This window comes from Erythrobacter sp., assembly GCF_036351135.1.
GTDB lineage: Bacteria > Pseudomonadota > Alphaproteobacteria > Sphingomonadales > Sphingomonadaceae > Erythrobacter.
Window position 1 is genome coordinate 83,944 of record NZ_JAZBON010000027.1, and the last position, 16,173, is coordinate 100,116.

Below are 16,173 nucleotides of genomic sequence, written 5' to 3' on the forward strand. Positions count from 1 at the left end.
TCGCTAATCACCGCCCCCAGCTAAGCGCATCTTAAGGGGAAGCCTGTAACCGGGCAGCAGGGAGGACGAAGTATGTCGAAACTCGGCAAGACCGGTGTCATCTTCGCCGTGTTCGGGATGCTTTTCGCCGGGATCGGCGGATGGATCTGGCTTGGCGAGCGATCTTTCGAAGCACGCAGCGTTGCGGCCGAGGGGACGATCATCGAGATGGATCGCTACCGCGACAGCGATCACAAGACGATGTTCCGCCCAATCGCCGAATTCACCGATGCGAATGGCCGCCGCCACAAATTTGCGAGCAAGACCAGCAGCAGTTCCCCCGCCTTCTCGGTAGGTGAGAATATCGCGGTGCTCTACGATCCCGCCGCACCGCACGATGCGCGGATCGACAGTTTTTCGCAGCGCTATCTCCTGCCTGTGATCTTCATGGCGTTCGGCGGCCTGTTCCTGCTCATCGGCGGCGGCGCAGCCGGGTCCAGCCTGTCATCGGCGCGCACCACCGCGCGCCTCAAGCAGAGCGGACTGAGGGTGGAAGGCACGGTCGTCGATGTCTTCAAGGACGAGAGCGTTCGCATCAATGGTCGGTCTTCGTGGCGGATCGTCGCGGAAGCGACCCATCCCGAAACGGGCGAGCTTCGCGACTACACAAGCGATCGCTTGTGGGATCGACCCGTAGGAGTCGATATCGGCAATGGCGTCCCGGTATATCTATCGCGCGGCGGCGCAAAGGCGTATTTCGTCGACGCGGCCAACGCATCGCGATCGTCGGCCCGCCATGTCCGGAACGATCAAACCCCTCCAGCGGTGACGGCGCCAAATCTCGCAGGCCGATCCTTCGGACGGCGCACGCGCAGCTTCGGGCGATCCGCCTGACCGCTACCCCACCACTCCGGCGCTCGACAGCACCGCTAGCGTCAGCACGTCGGGCGCAATCGCCGTCATGGGTACGATCTGGACCGGCTTTTCCATGCCGATCAGCATCGGACCGATCGTAGTGTTGGCGCCCAGTTCGCGCAGCATCTTGGCCGAAAGGTTGGCCGATTGCAGGCCGGGCATGATGAGCACGTTTGCCGCGGCGGACAGCCGGCTGAACGGGTAGAGCTTCATCACGTTCGGATTGAGCGCGGCGTCGGGCGCCATTTCGCCCTCATACTCGAAATCCGCGCCCTCCCGGTCGAGGATCGAAACGGCCTCGCGAATATTGCCGAGCCATTGGCCCGACGGATTTCCGAAGGTCGAATAGGACAGGAAGGCGACGCGCGGCTCGTGACCCATGCGCCGGGCGACTGCGGCGGTTTCGCGCGCGATATGCGCGAGCTGCTTTGCATCGGGGCGCTCGTTGATGGTGGTGTCGGCGAGGAAGGTCGTGTGGTTCTTGCCGATCATCATGTGAATGCCGAAAGGCAGCGCGCCTTCCTTCGGATCGAGCACGCGATTGATCTCCTTCGCAGTCTGCGCGAAGGTCCGCGTCAGCCCCGAAATCACGCCGTCGCCATGGCCGAGCGCCACCAGCAGCGCGGCGAAGACGTTGCGCTCCTGATTGACCATGCGGCGCACGTCGCGCTCGGTATAGCCGCGGCGCTGGAGCCGCTTGTAGAGGAAGTCGACCATCGCGGGCACGTGCTCGCTGTCGGCGGAGTTCTGGATCTCGAAGCTGCCGGGATCGGATACGGAAAGCTGGTGCAGCTTGTCCATCACCGCCTTGGTGCGCCCGACCAGGATCGGCGTGCCGTAGCCGAAATCGCGGAACTGGATTGCGGCGCGCAGCACCACTTCCTCCTCCGCCTCGGCGAAAACCACGCGCTTGGGATTGGCCTTCGCCTCGTTGTAAACCCCGGTCAGCACCGAGGTGGTGGGGTTCAAACGCGACTTCAGCTGGTACTGATAGGCTTCGAAATCCTCGATCCGGGATTGCGCCACGCCTGAATCCATCGCCGCCTTGGCGACCGCCGAGGACACAACTTCGATCAGCCGCGGATCGAAGGGGGCCGGGATGATGTAGTCGGTGCCGAATTTCTGGTTCTTGCCGTATGCGCTCGCCACTTCCTCGGGCACGCGTTCGCGCGCGAGTTCGGCGATCGCGGTGGCGGCGGCGACTTTCATCTCCTCGTTGATCGTGGTCGCCTGCACGTCGAGCGCGCCGCGGAAGATGAACGGGAAGCCGAGCACGTTGTTGACCTGATTGGGGAAATCGCTGCGACCGGTGGCGATGATCGCGTCGGGGCGCACCTTCTTCACCTCGTCCGGCATGATTTCGGGCACCGGATTGGCCATGGCGAAGATGATCGGCTTGTCCGCCATCTTCTCGACCCATTCGGGCTTGAGCGCGCCCGCCGCCGACAGGCCGAGGAAGATGTCGGCGCCAACGAGCGCTTCCTCGAGGCTGGTCGCGTCGGTGGCGACCGCATGGGCGCTTTTCCACTGGTCGACATTGTCGCGGCCCGGTGTGATCGGCCCGGAGCGGTCGCACATTATGACGTTGTCGTGGCGCACACCCATCGCCTTGACGAGCTCGGTGCAGGCGATCGCCGCCGCGCCCGCGCCGTTGACCACGATCTTGACGTCCTCGATCTTGCGATCGGTGAGGTAACAGGCGTTCAATAGCCCGGCCGCGGTAATGATCGCGGTGCCGTGCTGGTCGTCGTGCATGATCGGAATGTTCATGCGTTCGCGCAGGGCCGCCTCGATGATGAAGCATTCCGGCGCCTTGATGTCTTCAAGGTTGATCCCGCCGAAGGTCGGCTCCATCAGCGCGACCGCCTCGATGAACTTCTCCGGATCTTCGGTGGCGAGCTCGATATCGATCGAATCGACATCGGCGAAGCGCTTGAACAGCACCGCCTTGCCTTCCATCACCGGCTTGGAGGCGAGCGCGCCCAGATTGCCGAGCCCGAGGATGGCGGTGCCGTTGGAGATCACCGCGACGAGGTTCGCCTTGGCGGTATAACGCGCGGCGAGCGAGGGGTCTTCGGCGATCGCTTCGACCGGCACGGCGACGCCCGGCGAATAGGCGAGGCTGAGGTCGCGCTGCGAGGTCATCGGCTTGGTCGCGACGACCTCCAGCTTACCCGGCCGGATCGTCTCGTGATAGAACAGCGCCTCGCGGCTGGTGAAGCCCGCGCCCGACTGGTTCGGCGTATCGTCGTCTGCCATCATTCCCCCCGATGTCGTATCCGGCGACCTGTTCGCCCACAGCGCCACGCTTAGCGAGCGTTTTGTCGATATGATAGGGGGTGCAAGCCGCGGCCTGGGCAGCGCGTGTGGTGCGCGCGTTGGATAAGTTGCAGCCGGCCCCTCCCGAATCGCTCGGGCCCGCGTTAGGCCGGGTGCATGGCCGCCGCATCATCCGACAAACCGACACCGATGATGGCGCAATATCTCGCGCTCAAGCGGGAGGCGGCGGGTTCGCTCCTGTTCTACCGGATGGGCGATTTCTTCGAGCTGTTCTTCGAAGACGCGAAGCGCGCCGCCGCGATCCTCGACATCGCGCTGACCAGCCGGGGCGAGCACGAGGGCGAACCGGTGGCGATGTGCGGCGTGCCCGTCCATTCCGCGGAAAGCTATCTCGCGCGCCTGATCAAGGCGGGCGAACGGGTCGCGATCGCCGAACAGACCGAAACGCCCGAGGAGGCGAAGGCACGGGCCAAGCGCGAAGGTCGACCCTCGTCCAAGGCGCTGGTGGCCCGCGACATCGTCCGCTTCGTCACCGCCGGCACGCTGACCGAAGAGGCGCTGCTCGAACCGCGGCGGGCGAACCTGCTGGTGGCGTTGGCCGAGGTGCGCGGGACCATCGGGCTCGCAAGCTGCGATATCTCAACGGGTGCGATGGTGCTCGAGGAATGCGATGCGGACGCGCTCGGGGCGGCGCTGGCGCGGCTGGGCGCGACGGAAGTGGTGGTACCCGAAGGCTGGTCCCACGTTCCGGAAGGCGCGATCCACCATGTGCGCGGCGGCTTTGCCAGCGATGCGGGGCGCGAGGCGCTGTGCCGGGTGCATGGCACCGCGACGCTGGACGGCTTCGGCGAATTTTCGCGCGCGATGCTGGCGGCGGCGGGCGGGCTTGTCTCCTATCTCGATCACGTCGGTCGCGGCTCGCTGCCGCTGCTGCTGCCACCGGTCCTGCGCGCGGGCGAAGGCAGCATGGCGATGGACGAGGCGACGCGTGCGAGCCTCGAAATCGTCGAAGCGGCGAATGGCGCCGGGCGCAGCGGCAGCCTGGTCGGCGCGCTCGATCGCTGTGCGACGGGAGCGGGATCGCGGCTGCTGGCAGAGGACCTGTCAGCGCCGCTGCTAGCGCGCGAGGAAATCGAGGCGCGGCTGGCGCTGGTCGGGTTTTGGCACGATCGTCCGATCGAGCGGGCGCGGCTGCGCGAGGCGCTGCGCTCGCTCCCCGATATCGGCCGCGCGCTGGGACGGATCGTCGCCGGGCGGGGCAGCCCGCGCGATCTCGGGCAGGTGCGCGGCGGCCTGGCGCAGGCGGCCGGGCTCCAGCAATGGATCGCGCAAGAACGCGACCGCCCGCCCCTGCTCGATCGGCTGCTGCCCGACATGATCGGGCACGAGGCTCTGATCGACCTGCTGACCCGCGCGCTTGTCGAGACCCCGCCGACCGAGCGCGCAAATGGCGGCTTTATCGCCGAGGGCTACGATGCCAGCCTCGACGAATTGCGCAAAACTTCCGGGAATGCCCGCCGCGCGATCGCGGCGATGGAAGCGCGTTACCGCGACGAGACCGGGATCGCCTCGCTCAAGATCAAGCATAACGGCGTGCTCGGCTATTTCATCGAAGTACCCAGCCGCCATGCGGACGCATTGATGGAAGCCGATAGCGGCTTCACTCACCGCCAGACGATGAAGGGCGCGGTGCGGTTCAACTCGCTGGGACTGCACGAAGAAGCCTCGCGCATCGCCGAGGCCGGCGGACGCGCGCTTGCCGCCGAGGAAGCGCATTTCGAAGATCTGGTCGGCGAAGTCACCGAAGCGCGCAAGCGGGTTGCGGCCTGCGCGGCGGCACTGGCGCGGCTCGATGTCGGTGCGGGCAATGCCGAACGCGCGAGCGAAGGCGAATGGTGCCGCCCGCAAATCAGCGAGGCGTGCGAGCTGGCGATCGAGGGTGGGCGCCATCCGATCGTAGAGGCGGCGCTGCGCAAGACCGGCGAGCGCTTCGTCGCCAATGATTGCACGCTTGGACCCGACGATCGGCTGTGGCTGATCGGCGGGCCGAATATGGGCGGCAAGTCGACCTTCCTGCGCCAGAACGCGCTGATCGTGCTGATGGCGCAGGCGGGGCAATATGTGCCCGCGCGCACCGCCCGGATCGGCATCGTCGACAAGCTGTTCAGCCGCGTCGGGGCCTCGGACAATCTGGCGCGCGGACGCTCGACCTTCATGGTGGAAATGGTCGAAACCGCCGCCATCCTCTCGCAGGCGACCGCGCGCAGCTTCGTCATCCTCGACGAGGTCGGACGCGGCACCTCGACCTATGACGGGCTGGCGCTCGCTTGGGCGGTCGTCGAGGCGGTGCATTCGCACAATCGCAGCCGCTGCCTGTTTGCAACGCATTATCACGAACTCGCGCGCATGGCGGATGCTTGCGAAAACCTCTCGCTGCACCACGTCCGGGCGCGCGAGTGGAAGGGCGATCTGGTCCTGCTTCACGAACTGGCCGAGGGGCCCGCGGACCGATCATATGGCCTCGCCGTCGCCAAGCTCGCCGGGGTGCCGCCGCCCGTCGTCGAACGCGCGCGGCAGGTTCTGGACAAGCTGGAGGCGGCCCGCAGTGAGACCGGAGGACTTGCCGCGGGGCTCGGCGACCTGCCGCTATTCGCAGCTGCGCAGGATATGCCGGCGCCGGCGGCGACACCCGAAACGCAGGTCGCAGAACGTCTCCAAGGTCTGGATCTCGACGCACTCAGCGCGCGCGAGGCGCTGGACCTTCTTTACGAGCTCAAGCGGCAGCTGACAGGACAGGCGGAGGCGACCCCAAAGAGGGCGTGACCTGCGCCGGCAATCCGCCACCCCAATCCCACGGGATTTACTTGTACTTTTTGGTGTTGTCGTCGTGATTGGGTTCGCCGGCATAGGCGCCGTTGTCGATCTTGCCGGTGTCTTCCATGTCGCGCATTTCGTCGATCAGATCATTCTTGTTTCCCGGCGCGACCTTGTTGCCGGACGCGTCGACTTCGAGGCTCTCAGTGCTGCCGGCGGCCTTGTGTTCATGATCCTTGGCCTGCGCCGCGACGAACTGCGCCTGCGACATGCGGTCCTTCTGTTCGTCGTTGTGAAGTTCGGGAGCCATGTCGGCCTGACGACGTTCGCCGGTGAGCTTGGACATTTCCTGGATCGGGGTGGTCATCTTAATTCTCCTTCGCTGTCTGAACGAAGGACGGCCCCCTGCTGTTCCGAATTTCACCGCGTCGGAACGGGCGCCTCACCGCTATAATCGTAGAAACCGCGCCCGGTCTTGCGCCCGAGCCAGCCAGCTTCGACATATTTCACCAGCAGCGGCGCGGGGCGATATTTGCTGTCTCTGGTGGTCTTGTAGAGCACCTTGATGATGTCGAGGCAGGTGTCGAGTCCGACGAAATCGGCGAGTTGCAGCGGCCCCATCGGGTGATTGAGGCCGAGGCGGCACCCCTTGTCGATATCCTCGATCCCCGCGGTCGATTGGCCGAGCACGAAGACCGCCTCGTTGATCATCGGTAGGAGAATGCGATTGACGACGAAACCGGGTTCGTCCTGGCTCAGCACCACTTCCTTGCCGAGCCCACGCGCGAAATCGGTGACCCGCGCGGTCGTCTCCTCGGACGTGGCGAGGCCCGGAATGACCTCGATCAGGCCCATGACGGGCACGGGATTGAAGAAATGCAGGCCGATGAACCGCGCTGGATCGGGCGAATGATTGGCCATGCGGGTGATCGGGATCGAGCTGGTATTGGACGCCATGATCGCATCCGGGCCGAGCACCTTGCCCGCAGCTTCGAAGATCGCGTTCTTGATTTGCTCGCGCTCGGTCGCGGCCTCGATGATGAGATCGGCTTCGGCCATTGTGTCGTAATCGCCGACCGGGGTGATCCGGGCGAGCAGGCCGTCTGCCGCATCCGCTTCGATCTTGCCGCGGCCGACCAGCTTCGCGATCGCCGCACCGACCTTGGCCTTGCCGCCCTCTGCCGTGGCCAGATCGACATCGGAGAGCAGCACGTTCATTCCGTGCTGCGCGACGGTCTGGGCGATGCCGGTGCCCATCTGGCCGGCTCCGATTACGGCGATCGTTCGCATGTGCAATGTATCCTTCGCAGGTGCAGCAAAAAGCGCGTCCTAGCGGGGAAGAATGCGGCTGGCTAGCGGTTCGCGCCCGGTATCCACTTGACGTCGCCGCGGCCATTGTCGTTCGCGGTGCGCGCCAGCACGAAGAGCAGGTCGGAAAGCCGGTTGATGTAGGTAAGGGCCGCGGGGTTCACCGCGTGATCCTGCGCCGCCCGGGTCATCGCCCGCTCCGCCCGGCGGGTCGCCGCACGTGCGAGGTGCAGCCGCGCCGCCCCTTCGCTGCCGCCGGGGAGCACGAAGCTGGAAAGCGGCTCGAGCGTCTCGTTCAGGCGGTCGATCTCCCGCTCCAGCCGCTCGGATTGCGCGGGAACCATGCGCAGAACCATTTCCGAAGGAGCGAAGTGTCCGTCCGGTGCCGGGGTCGCTAAATCGGCGCCGAGATCGAACAGGTCGTTCTGGATGCGAAAAAGGAGGCCGGAATGGCCCTCGTCCTCGATTGCGCAGGCTGCGAAGCCGACCGCGCTGTTCGCCTCGTCGACCGCGCCGATCGCCTCGATCCGCGCCGAATGCTTGGCATCGCGGCTGCCATCGACCAATCCGGTCGTGCCATCGTCGCCGGTGCGGGTATAGATCTTGTTGAGCTTGACCACGGGCGAAGCGCGCTCAGTCGGCGGCCCCGCCGGCCAGCAGCGCAATCACCGCGACCACCGCGATGGCCATCGCCTGATACTTGATCCGCGCAAACATCGCCTTGTTCTGCATCATCTGCATTTCGGTGACGGTCTCGCCCTCGCCGCTTTCGAGGTCGATCTTGGTCGTCTTGAGAAATGCGACGACGCCGCGCACCAGCGACACGACGACCATGATGCAAAGGATCGCGAGGAGCGGAATGAGGATATAGTTCATGCCTGATTAAATGGGACTGCGCGCGACAAGTTCCAAGATCGCGGCGCGCGCAACCGCAATTGCTCGGCGAGCAAGTGCCCGTCCTCTCCCGCTTCGCGCCGCTCGGCAAGCGCGGCGGAGCCCTTGCTCTTGGCCAGCTTTTCGCCGTTCTCATCGAGAATCAGGTCGTGATGATGCCATTGCGGCACGGGCAGTTCGAGCAATTCCTGCAACACGCGGTGGATATGCGTCGCCTCGAGCAGATCGCGCCCGCGCGTCACCAGCGTCACCCCGTCTCTCGCATCGTCCAGCGTCACGGCGAGGTGGTAGACCGCCGGCAGGTCCTTGCGCACGAGCACGACATCGCCGAACATGCGCGGATCGGCGATCGCATTGCCGTGGACCCGATCGCTCCAGACGATATCGCCGACCCATTCCATCGCGCGGTCGATATCCAGCCGAAGTGCCGCTCCACCGTTCGGGTCGCTCATGTCGCAATCGTCGCTCATACCCCGAGCCGATCCGGGATATTGCACCCCATCCTCGCCGATCCGCGACGGCAGCGCGGCAATCTCGCGCCGGGTCAGGCTACACGGATAGAGCAGGCCGCGTTCGCGCAGCGTATCGGCCGCCGCGCGATATTGCGCGAGCCGGGTCGACTGCGCGGGCACTTCGAGCCATTCGAGCCCCAGCCATTCGAGATCGCGGCGAAATTCGTCGGCATGTTCGTTGCGCGAGCGCGGGCCGTCGATATCCTCGATCCGCAGCAGGAATTCGCCTCCCGCCGCCCGCGCCAGATCGTGCGCGACGATCGCGGAATAGGCATGGCCCAGATGCAGCCGGCCGTTCGGGCTGGGCGCGAAACGCGTGACGAGGGGCGCTTCCTTCATCGCCTCAGGGTGCCACAGCTTCTATCGACATGCTATCCACAGCTGGCCCACAACTCGTCCACAGCCGGGTCCTGTGGATATGAACAGCGTCATGGCTTTGACTCTTTCGCCTGCCACGGCATGTTCGCGTCAATCAGGGAGGAGCATTTCCAAGTGTTTCAGGCCGAACTGATCGAGAAAACCGCACGGTTCCGCAGCGCCGAGGAAGATCCGACGCGCAATCTGGCGGCCTGCCCCGCGCTCGTGCTCAACGCCGATTACACCCCGCTCTCCTATTACCCGCTCTCGCTCTGGCCCTGGCAGACCGCGATCAAGGCGGTGTTCCTCGATCGGGTGGACATTGTCGAAAGCTACGAACGCGAGGTTCATTCGCCCTCGCTCGACATGAAGATCCCCTCGGTGATCGCGCTCAGGCAATATGTGAAGCAGAGCCAGTTTCCTGCATTCACCCGCTTCAACGTTTTCCTGCGCGATCGCTTTCAGTGCCAATATTGCGGCAGCGCGGAAAGCCTCACTTTCGACCATGTCATTCCGCGGCGGCTGGGCGGGAAGACGACGTGGGAAAACATCATTACCGCCTGCGCATCGTGCAACATGAAGAAGGGCGGAAGGACCCCAGGCCAGGCCCGCATGCCCGTACGGATGAAACCGATCCGCCCGACCAGCTGGCAATTGCAGCAGCACGGCAAGCTCTTCCCGCCTAACCACCTGCACGAAACTTGGCGCGATTGGCTCTATTGGGACATCGAACTCGAAGCGTAATCCAATCGGTCTCCGGCCGCCGCGCGTAACGAACGTGCCGGAAAATAAGACTTTCTTGCACGGCCCCGCCATGCCAACGAGGACCGGTAAGCGTCCACGGCGCGTTCGCGCGCGACAGGTGCAACAAAAACAGGGTTGGGGGAATAATGGAAACCTTGCTCGCCAAATATGGCAGGATCACACCGCTGAGGCCTGAGGAAGAGACCTCTTTCCGCGGGCTCGCGATGACGCGCCGCGAATGTCCGACGGGCACTTTGCTGGTCGCTGGCGATTTCGACGAGCCGGACCAGCTCTTCGTGGTCGAAAGCGGAAGGTTGTTCGCCTCATCCGAACTTTCCAATGGCGAACGCGCCATAACCAGGCTTTATTTTGCCGGCGACATCGTGGGAACCGCGAATATTCCGTTCGAGATCGCGACGCAGTCGATCACCGTGCATCGCGACGCCGTGATTTACCTCTTCCCGCGGCAGAGGCTGATCGACGCGTTCCGCTACACTCCGCGGGTGGCGGCGATCTTCTACACCTTCGCCGCGCTCGAAAACGCGATCCTCAACGATCGGCTGGTGTCGATCGGACGAACGCGCGGCAAGGCGCGGCTCGCCGGACTGATCCTCGAGATTGCCGCCCGCCTCAACCTGACACGGCCGCAGTTCGAGCGCGAATTCGTGCTCGGCCTGACCCAGTCGCAGATCGGCGACGCGATCGGCTTGACGGAAGTACAGGTCAACCGATTGATCCGCAGTTTCTACGAGGAAAGGCTGGTACGGCGTTCGGGCGAAACGATCAAGATTCTCGATCTCCAACGCCTGCGCGAAATGAGCCATTTTCACGATCGGTACGACGATCTCGATCTCAACTGGTTCAAGGACGATTTTCAGGCGAACTAGGACCCCGCCAGACTCGGGGAAGCCCGGCGGGGCGGCGACAGGGGTTTCTGCGTAACCCGGCTCTGCCACCTGTCCGATCGCCCACCAACGTTCGATAAGTTCGCGTTGTTGCAGCCCTTGCAAGTGCCGCTCGTTCGTCATGAAGGTTCCCGGCCTCGGTGAGACGATGGGGGGTCGGCGGCGCACGACCGGGCGTCCACCCGCCCGCCATGCGCAATTTCAAAGCCGAGCCGCCACTCCTCCAAAAGGCGCAAACCATCCGCAGATAATCTAACTAATGGTGTCTTTTGTGCATTATCAAATGATGGCGATCGAACCCTTCGCCGCTCGAACGACAATATGTGTCAGGTGACCGTCGCCCGGCGCCCGATGTCCTCGCTGCGCCATTCCTCTTGCGCCAGAACCTGCGCGAGCTGCATTGCCGCCGTAGCCATGTCCTCGAACCGCAGATAGGCCGGCGCGAAGCCCAGGCGCAAAATGTCGGGATCGCGAAAATCGCCGATCACGCCGCGCGCGATCAGGGCCTGGCAGATGGAATAGGCTTCGTCATGCCGGAAGGACAACTGACTACCGCGCGCATGCGACGCTGCCGGGCTCACGAGTTCGAGATCTATCCCCAGCTCCGCCAGACATTGCAGGAAGAACTCCGACAACGCTTGCGACTTCGTATGAAGCCGTCGGACTCCGATCTCGGCGATCAGATCGACGCCCACTTCGAGCGCGGTCAGACCTAGGATCGGCGAGGTGCCGCATTGCAGCTGTTCGATGCCGGGCGCGCCTTCATAATCGTCGGAAAAGACGAAGGGGCGGGCATGGCCGAACCAGCCGGTGAGCGGCTGGGCGAGCGCCGCGTGATGCCGCTCGGCGACATAGGCGAAAGCCGGGGCGCCCGGGCCGCCGCATAGATATTTGTAACCGCAACCGACCGCAAAGTCTGCCTTGGCACCGGCGAGGTCGACCGGCAGCGCCCCGGTCGAATGCGAGAGGTCCCACAGCACCAGCGCGCCCGCCCGATGCGCCGCCTCGGTAAGCGCCTTCATGTCGAACAATTCGCCCGTCTTGTAATGCGCATGGGTCAGCATCAGCACCGCGACATCTTCGTCCAGCGCCTTGGCGAGCTTTTCGCGCTCTGCCAGCCGCCGGCTGGCGAGCCCCTGCCGCTCCAGTCCTTCGATCATGTAAAGGTCGGTTGGAAAATTGCCCGGTTCGGACAGCACGACATTGCGCCCAGGTCGCATCTGCAACCCGGCGGCGATCAGTTTGAAGAGGTTCACACTGGTGGAATCGCAGGCGATGACCTCGTGCGGATGCGCGCCGATTAGCGGGGCGATCTTGCCGCCGACACGGGCGCCCATCTCGAACCAGCCGGCCTCGTTCCAGCTGCGGATGAGCCCCTGTCCCCACTCCTCTTCGACCGCGCGGCGCATCGCTTCCGGCGTGCGCCGCGGCAGCGCGCCCAGCGAATTGCCGTCGAGATAGACGATGTCGCCTGGAAGGATGAACTCGCCGCGGAATTGCCCAAGCGGATCGGCCGCGTCCAGCTCCCGGGTCTGCGCGATGATCGCCTCGCTCATACGAGATCCCGCAGGATTGCACGCACCGGAGACGCGTCGCCGCCCGCAATCGGCAATGGCAGGGCGACGAGCTCGTAGCGACCCGCCGGCACGTGGTCGAGCACCAGCCCTTCGAGCACGCGCAGATCATGTTCGAGCACGGCCTTGTGCGCCGCCATGATCTTGGAATCCTGCGGGTCAATCGAGGGTGTGTCGATGCCCACCAGTCTCACACCGCGCTCTGCCAATTCGGCGATCGTCGCAGGCGCGATGGCGGCCGTTTCGGTGGGCCAGTCGTCATGCGGGAATTGGTCGAAGGTGCGCAGGAGCAAGCGCGGCGGCAGCGCTCCCGACGGAAGAACACTCGCCTCGATCAAGGCTCCTGCGCCGCGCGCATCGACCACCAGGCACTCGCCGATGTAAGGATTGAGCGCGACCGCGGCGATATCCGCCGCGCCTTCGGCATAATGCAGCGGAGCATCGGCGTGGGCGCCGCTATGGGTCGACAAGGTGATCGCCGAAACATTGACCGGAGACCCCGCCTGCATCTGCCAGGTCCGCGTCTGCGCGAACGGCGTGTCGCCGGGCCAGACCGGCAGGCCGGGATATAGCTTTTGCGAGATGTCGCGGATGCGCCGCGTCATCAAATCGCCGTCCTGACGCTCAGCAATTCGGGAAAGAACGCCTGCTTGAGGACGCCCGCGAGGTAGGGAACGCCCGGTGTCCCGCCCGTCCCGCGCTTGAAGCCGATGATCCGCTCGACCGTCTTCAAATGTCCAAAGCGCCAGCGCTGGAAGTGATATTCGAGATCGACCAGTTTTTCGGCGAGTTCGTAGAGATCCCAGTGTTCTCCCGGCTCGCGATAGATCTGCGCCCAGGCACCCTCGACGCTGTCATTGTGGCGGTAGGGCGCACCCGGATCGCGGTTCAGGGCCTCCTCGTCGATGGCGAAGCCGCGGCGCGCCAGTAGGGCAATCGCCGCATCGTAAAGACTGTCGCGCCGCATCTCGCGCTCCAGCTGCTGCGACCAGTCGCCGGCCTTTTCGTGCAGTCGCACATGTTTACCATCGCGTCCGCCGAGCATGAATTCCATCATCCGGTACTGGGCCGACTGGAAGCCGCTAGAGGTTCCCAGGAACGGGCGCACCTGCGAATAATCGTGCGGGGTCATGGTGCTCAGCACGTCCCAGCTATGGATCAGCTGCGTCTGCGCGCGCGCGACCCGGGCCAGCATCTTGAAGGCGGGGCGAAGATCGTCCGCCTCGATAGCCTGGCGCGCTGCCGTGAGTTCGTGAAGGCACAGCTTGAGCCACAATTCGCTCGCCTGGTGGACGACGATGAACAGCATCTCGTCATGCGCGTTCGAGGAAGGATGCTGGGCGTTCAGCACCTTCTCCAGATCGAGATAGCCCGCATAGGTGATCGGCCCTGACATGCCCGCGCCCCTCGCCTAGCCTTCGATGATCCGCGTTTGCGGATGATGCTTGTCGAGATGCTTGCGCAGGATGCGAAGGTTGCGGGTGTTCGACTTGAACACGAAATCCGCCGCATCGCCGATGATCGGGATGAGACCGAGCGCGGTGTCGAAAGCGACATTCGCGCCCATCCGGGTAAGCTGCCATTTCGACAGGCCGAGATTGCGCGCCTCCCAGATCACGTAGGCGCCAAGCGCGGTGGTGACGACATCGCCGACCACCGGGATCAGCCCGATCAGACCGTCGAGACCGATCGGATAGTTGGTGCCGGGCACAGTGAAACTGCGCTCGAGCAGCTTCTCCATCGCCTCGATCCGGGCGCGCACCGCCTGCGGATCATTGCCCATCGGCAGCGTCAGGCCCATCGGGCGTGCGCGCTCATTGGCGAAAGGCTCCCGGTTCAGGGGATCGGGGTCTTGCGACGTCATAACGGCTCCCTAGCCTACTAATCGGCGGGTTGCGAGAGCGGGAACAGCGGATGCAGCCCCCAGGGATTGGCGAGGTAATTGTCGATCGAGCCGCGCACCAGCGACCAGCGCACCGGCACTCCCAGCGGCACGAAGACCTCGTCCGCCATCAACTGCGCGTGAGCGGAGGCGAGCAGGGCCTCTTTGGCGGCAGGGTCGCGCTCGGTCAGCGACTGTTCCACCAGATCGTCGGCTTCGGGCGAGCACAGACCGATCGCAATGGTGCAGTTGAACTGGTTGAGATACCAGCGCGGCGAGGAATAGCGCGCTAGCCGGTCGATCCATTCGAGATCGGCGCCTTCATCCATATCAGTGCGAATGACGGTCACCCCGATTGCCTCCCACGCGGCAGCGAGTCCGGCAAACAGCAACTCGCTTCCGCGGCCGGACGGCAGGCCGACACTGACCCGCGCCTCCTGGCCAGTCTGCGCTTCCCACCGTTCGACGCGGGCGCGCGCCTGACTGCGGCGCTGATCGATCGAAAGTCCTCCCCAGCGGCTTTCGGCATATTGCCGCGGGGCGAATTGTTCGGGCGGGACGATCCAGGTCGCTGCGCGCCAGCCGCCAAGACCAAATGGTTGGATCAGCGCCTCGCGCTCGATCGCCATCGACAGTGCCTCGCGCCGCTCCGCCGCCGCGAGAAACCCCGTTTCGCGGCGGATGGCGAGGCCGAGCAGGCCGAGCGCCGGATCGACCTGAACGGTGCCGCGCGACAGCGGGCCGAGCTCGATCATCGGAAAGGAGGCAAGCGTGCCGCCCAGGACGAGGTCGGTGTCCCCGGCCGTGAAGGCGTCGATCGCTGCGCGCGCATCCATGCTGCGCACCTCGAGCCGGCGCGAGCCATCGCCGCGGACGACGCGGTCCGGCTCGTTCCTGTTCGCGTCCTCGTCGCTCGCCCGTACAGGCTGGGTAGAAAGCTGCGCGGGCGCGCCATCTTCGCCGAGCGCCAGGAACATCGGCCCCGCCCCGCTCCCGCGCAGTTCAAGACCCAACTCAGGCTGGGCGAGCAGTCGCAGGAATTCGGGCATCGGGCTTGAAAGCCTGAGCTCGATGACCCGCCCCGTCATCGCGCGCACTTCGGTGAGTTTCGCAAGGTCGAGGCCGAGCGACGTGCCCGCGAGACGCGCGGTCGCTTCGCGCAGGAGTGCGGCGACTTCCTGCGCCTCGATCGGTTCGCCATCCGCCCATTCGGCATCGCGCAGGCGGAAGATGTAGCTCAGCCCGTCGTCGGTGACGATCCAGCGTTCGGCAAGCGCCGGGACGACCTGTCCCGCCTCGTCGAGCGCGACCAGCCCCGCGCCGGTGGCCGCGCGCATATGTTGCCCGGCGAAGGAAAGCCGAACGCCGCCCTGCAAAAGGTCGTTCCCGTCGCCGATGATCGCCACGTCGACCGGTCCGCTGTCGGCCGCGGGCCCGCAGGCGCAAAGAGCCAGGGTGATAGGCCAGAGGAGCGAAGAACGGGTCACGCCCGTGCGGTTAGCAGGTTCGGCCTTGGAGGCCAGTGTCACCTTCGCTGCAACGCTCGCGCAACGCCGGTTCGAGCGTCGCGAGCGCGGAAATTTAGACTTTGCGCAACTGCGATGACCCGGCCCGTGCCGGCGGCGCGCGATGTGCATGCGACACGTCCCGGCCCGGCTCCGCGATCTTCTGCGCCCCGGCGACCGGCCGACGCGCAGCTTGCGAATCGACTTCCTCGTCAAAAGCGACGCCGAAACGCTGATCCTGAACCCAGGCGACGCTGCCGTCGACTTCTCCGATATTGCGCAGGGCGATCTTGACCCGGTTGCCGCGGCTGACGCTGATCGGGCCTTCGCCCATCATGCCGCCGTCCGACAGGTTGCGGACCCGCACGCGGTGCTGATCCTCGCCGTCTTCGACGCGGATATTGGCGAGCAGAAACAAGCTGTCGCGCGATACTGTACGTGTTTCGAGACCTGACATTCCCCGTGCGCCTCCTGCGATGCGATTGCGCGTTTCCCCGCGCATAT

Annotated in this window: 16 protein-coding genes; 4 read left to right on the forward strand and 12 right to left on the reverse strand. The window is 65.0% G+C overall.

Features of this window, described 5'->3' with window-relative positions:
- Window positions 1-72: 72 nt before the first annotated feature.
- Window positions 73-873 carry a DUF3592 domain-containing protein gene (locus tag V2I30_RS09960; RefSeq protein ID WP_330662009.1) on the forward strand — a complete coding sequence of 267 codons (801 nt, stop codon included), beginning with the start codon at window positions 73-75 and terminating at the stop codon, window positions 871-873.
- Window positions 874-876: 3 nt separating this feature from the next.
- Here V2I30_RS09960 and V2I30_RS09965 read toward each other — a convergent pair whose 3' ends face one another.
- A complete protein-coding gene (locus V2I30_RS09965) occupies window positions 877-3,156 on the reverse strand; it encodes an NADP-dependent malic enzyme (protein WP_442896923.1) in 2,280 nt (759 codons plus the stop codon).
- 207 nt (window positions 3,157-3,363) lie between these two features.
- On the opposite strand from V2I30_RS09965, the gene mutS reads away from it, so the two are divergent.
- Window positions 3,364-5,997, forward strand: a complete 2,634-nt coding sequence (gene mutS / locus V2I30_RS09970; protein ID WP_330662355.1) for a DNA mismatch repair protein MutS — start codon at window positions 3,364-3,366, stop codon at window positions 5,995-5,997.
- 37 nt (window positions 5,998-6,034) lie between these two features.
- On the opposite strand, the gene V2I30_RS09975 is transcribed toward mutS, so the two are convergent.
- The 5 genes from V2I30_RS09975 to gluQRS all read right to left on the reverse strand — a co-directional run bounded on the left by V2I30_RS09975 (window position 6,035) and on the right by gluQRS (window position 9,041).
- Window positions 6,035-6,355, reverse strand: coding sequence for a hypothetical protein (locus V2I30_RS09975; RefSeq protein WP_330662010.1), 321 nt, complete (start codon window positions 6,353-6,355; stop codon window positions 6,035-6,037).
- 53 nt (window positions 6,356-6,408) lie between these two features.
- Entirely contained in the window at window positions 6,409-7,278 is an 870-nt protein-coding gene (locus tag V2I30_RS09980) for a 3-hydroxyacyl-CoA dehydrogenase family protein (protein WP_330662011.1), read from the reverse strand.
- A gap of 62 nt (window positions 7,279-7,340) precedes the next feature.
- Window positions 7,341-7,916 (reverse strand): cob(I)yrinic acid a,c-diamide adenosyltransferase, encoded by a 576-nt coding sequence (locus V2I30_RS09985; protein WP_330662012.1) that lies wholly within the window; start codon window positions 7,914-7,916, stop codon window positions 7,341-7,343.
- 13 nt (window positions 7,917-7,929) lie between these two features.
- Window positions 7,930-8,172: a hypothetical protein gene (locus V2I30_RS09990; RefSeq protein ID WP_330662013.1), complete on the reverse strand. Its 243-nt coding sequence runs from the start codon at window positions 8,170-8,172 to the stop codon at window positions 7,930-7,932.
- Window positions 8,169-9,041 carry a tRNA glutamyl-Q(34) synthetase GluQRS gene (gluQRS, locus tag V2I30_RS09995; protein WP_330662014.1) on the reverse strand — a complete coding sequence of 291 codons (873 nt, stop codon included), beginning with the start codon at window positions 9,039-9,041 and terminating at the stop codon, window positions 8,169-8,171. Before gluQRS ends, V2I30_RS09990 begins: the two co-directional genes overlap by 4 nt.
- Window positions 9,042-9,194: 153 nt before the next feature.
- Between gluQRS and V2I30_RS10000 the strand changes: the two genes are divergently transcribed.
- Both V2I30_RS10000 and V2I30_RS10005 read left to right on the forward strand, forming a co-directional pair.
- Window positions 9,195-9,803 (forward strand): HNH endonuclease, encoded by a 609-nt coding sequence (locus V2I30_RS10000; protein ID WP_330662015.1) that lies wholly within the window; start codon window positions 9,195-9,197, stop codon window positions 9,801-9,803.
- Window positions 9,804-9,949: 146 nt separating this feature from the next.
- A complete protein-coding gene (locus V2I30_RS10005; RefSeq protein ID WP_330662016.1) occupies window positions 9,950-10,690 on the forward strand; it encodes a Crp/Fnr family transcriptional regulator in 741 nt (246 codons plus the stop codon).
- A 344-nt stretch (window positions 10,691-11,034) separates the two neighbouring features.
- On the opposite strand, the gene kynU is transcribed toward V2I30_RS10005, so the two are convergent.
- The 6 genes from kynU to V2I30_RS10035 form a co-directional block, all read right to left on the reverse strand.
- On the reverse strand, window positions 11,035-12,264 hold the full coding sequence (kynU, locus tag V2I30_RS10010; RefSeq protein WP_442896924.1) for a kynureninase: 1,230 nt from the start codon (window positions 12,262-12,264) through the stop codon (window positions 11,035-11,037).
- Window positions 12,261-12,887: an arylformamidase gene (gene kynB, locus V2I30_RS10015; RefSeq protein ID WP_330662017.1), complete on the reverse strand. Its 627-nt coding sequence runs from the start codon at window positions 12,885-12,887 to the stop codon at window positions 12,261-12,263. Before kynB ends, kynU begins: the two co-directional genes overlap by 4 nt.
- Window positions 12,887-13,678: a tryptophan 2,3-dioxygenase gene (locus tag V2I30_RS10020; protein ID WP_330662018.1), complete on the reverse strand. Its 792-nt coding sequence runs from the start codon at window positions 13,676-13,678 to the stop codon at window positions 12,887-12,889. Before V2I30_RS10020 ends, kynB begins: the two co-directional genes overlap by 1 nt.
- A gap of 15 nt (window positions 13,679-13,693) precedes the next feature.
- Window positions 13,694-14,083, reverse strand: a complete 390-nt coding sequence (locus V2I30_RS10025) for a DUF4112 domain-containing protein (protein WP_330662357.1) — start codon at window positions 14,081-14,083, stop codon at window positions 13,694-13,696.
- Between the two features lie 80 nt (window positions 14,084-14,163).
- Entirely contained in the window at window positions 14,164-15,693 is a 1,530-nt protein-coding gene (locus tag V2I30_RS10030; protein ID WP_330662019.1) for an ABC transporter substrate-binding protein, read from the reverse strand.
- Between the two features lie 52 nt (window positions 15,694-15,745).
- Complete coding sequence (locus tag V2I30_RS10035) at window positions 15,746-16,126, reverse strand: PilZ domain-containing protein (protein ID WP_330662020.1); 381 nt, start codon at window positions 16,124-16,126, stop codon at window positions 15,746-15,748.
- Window positions 16,127-16,173 lie beyond the last annotated feature (47 nt).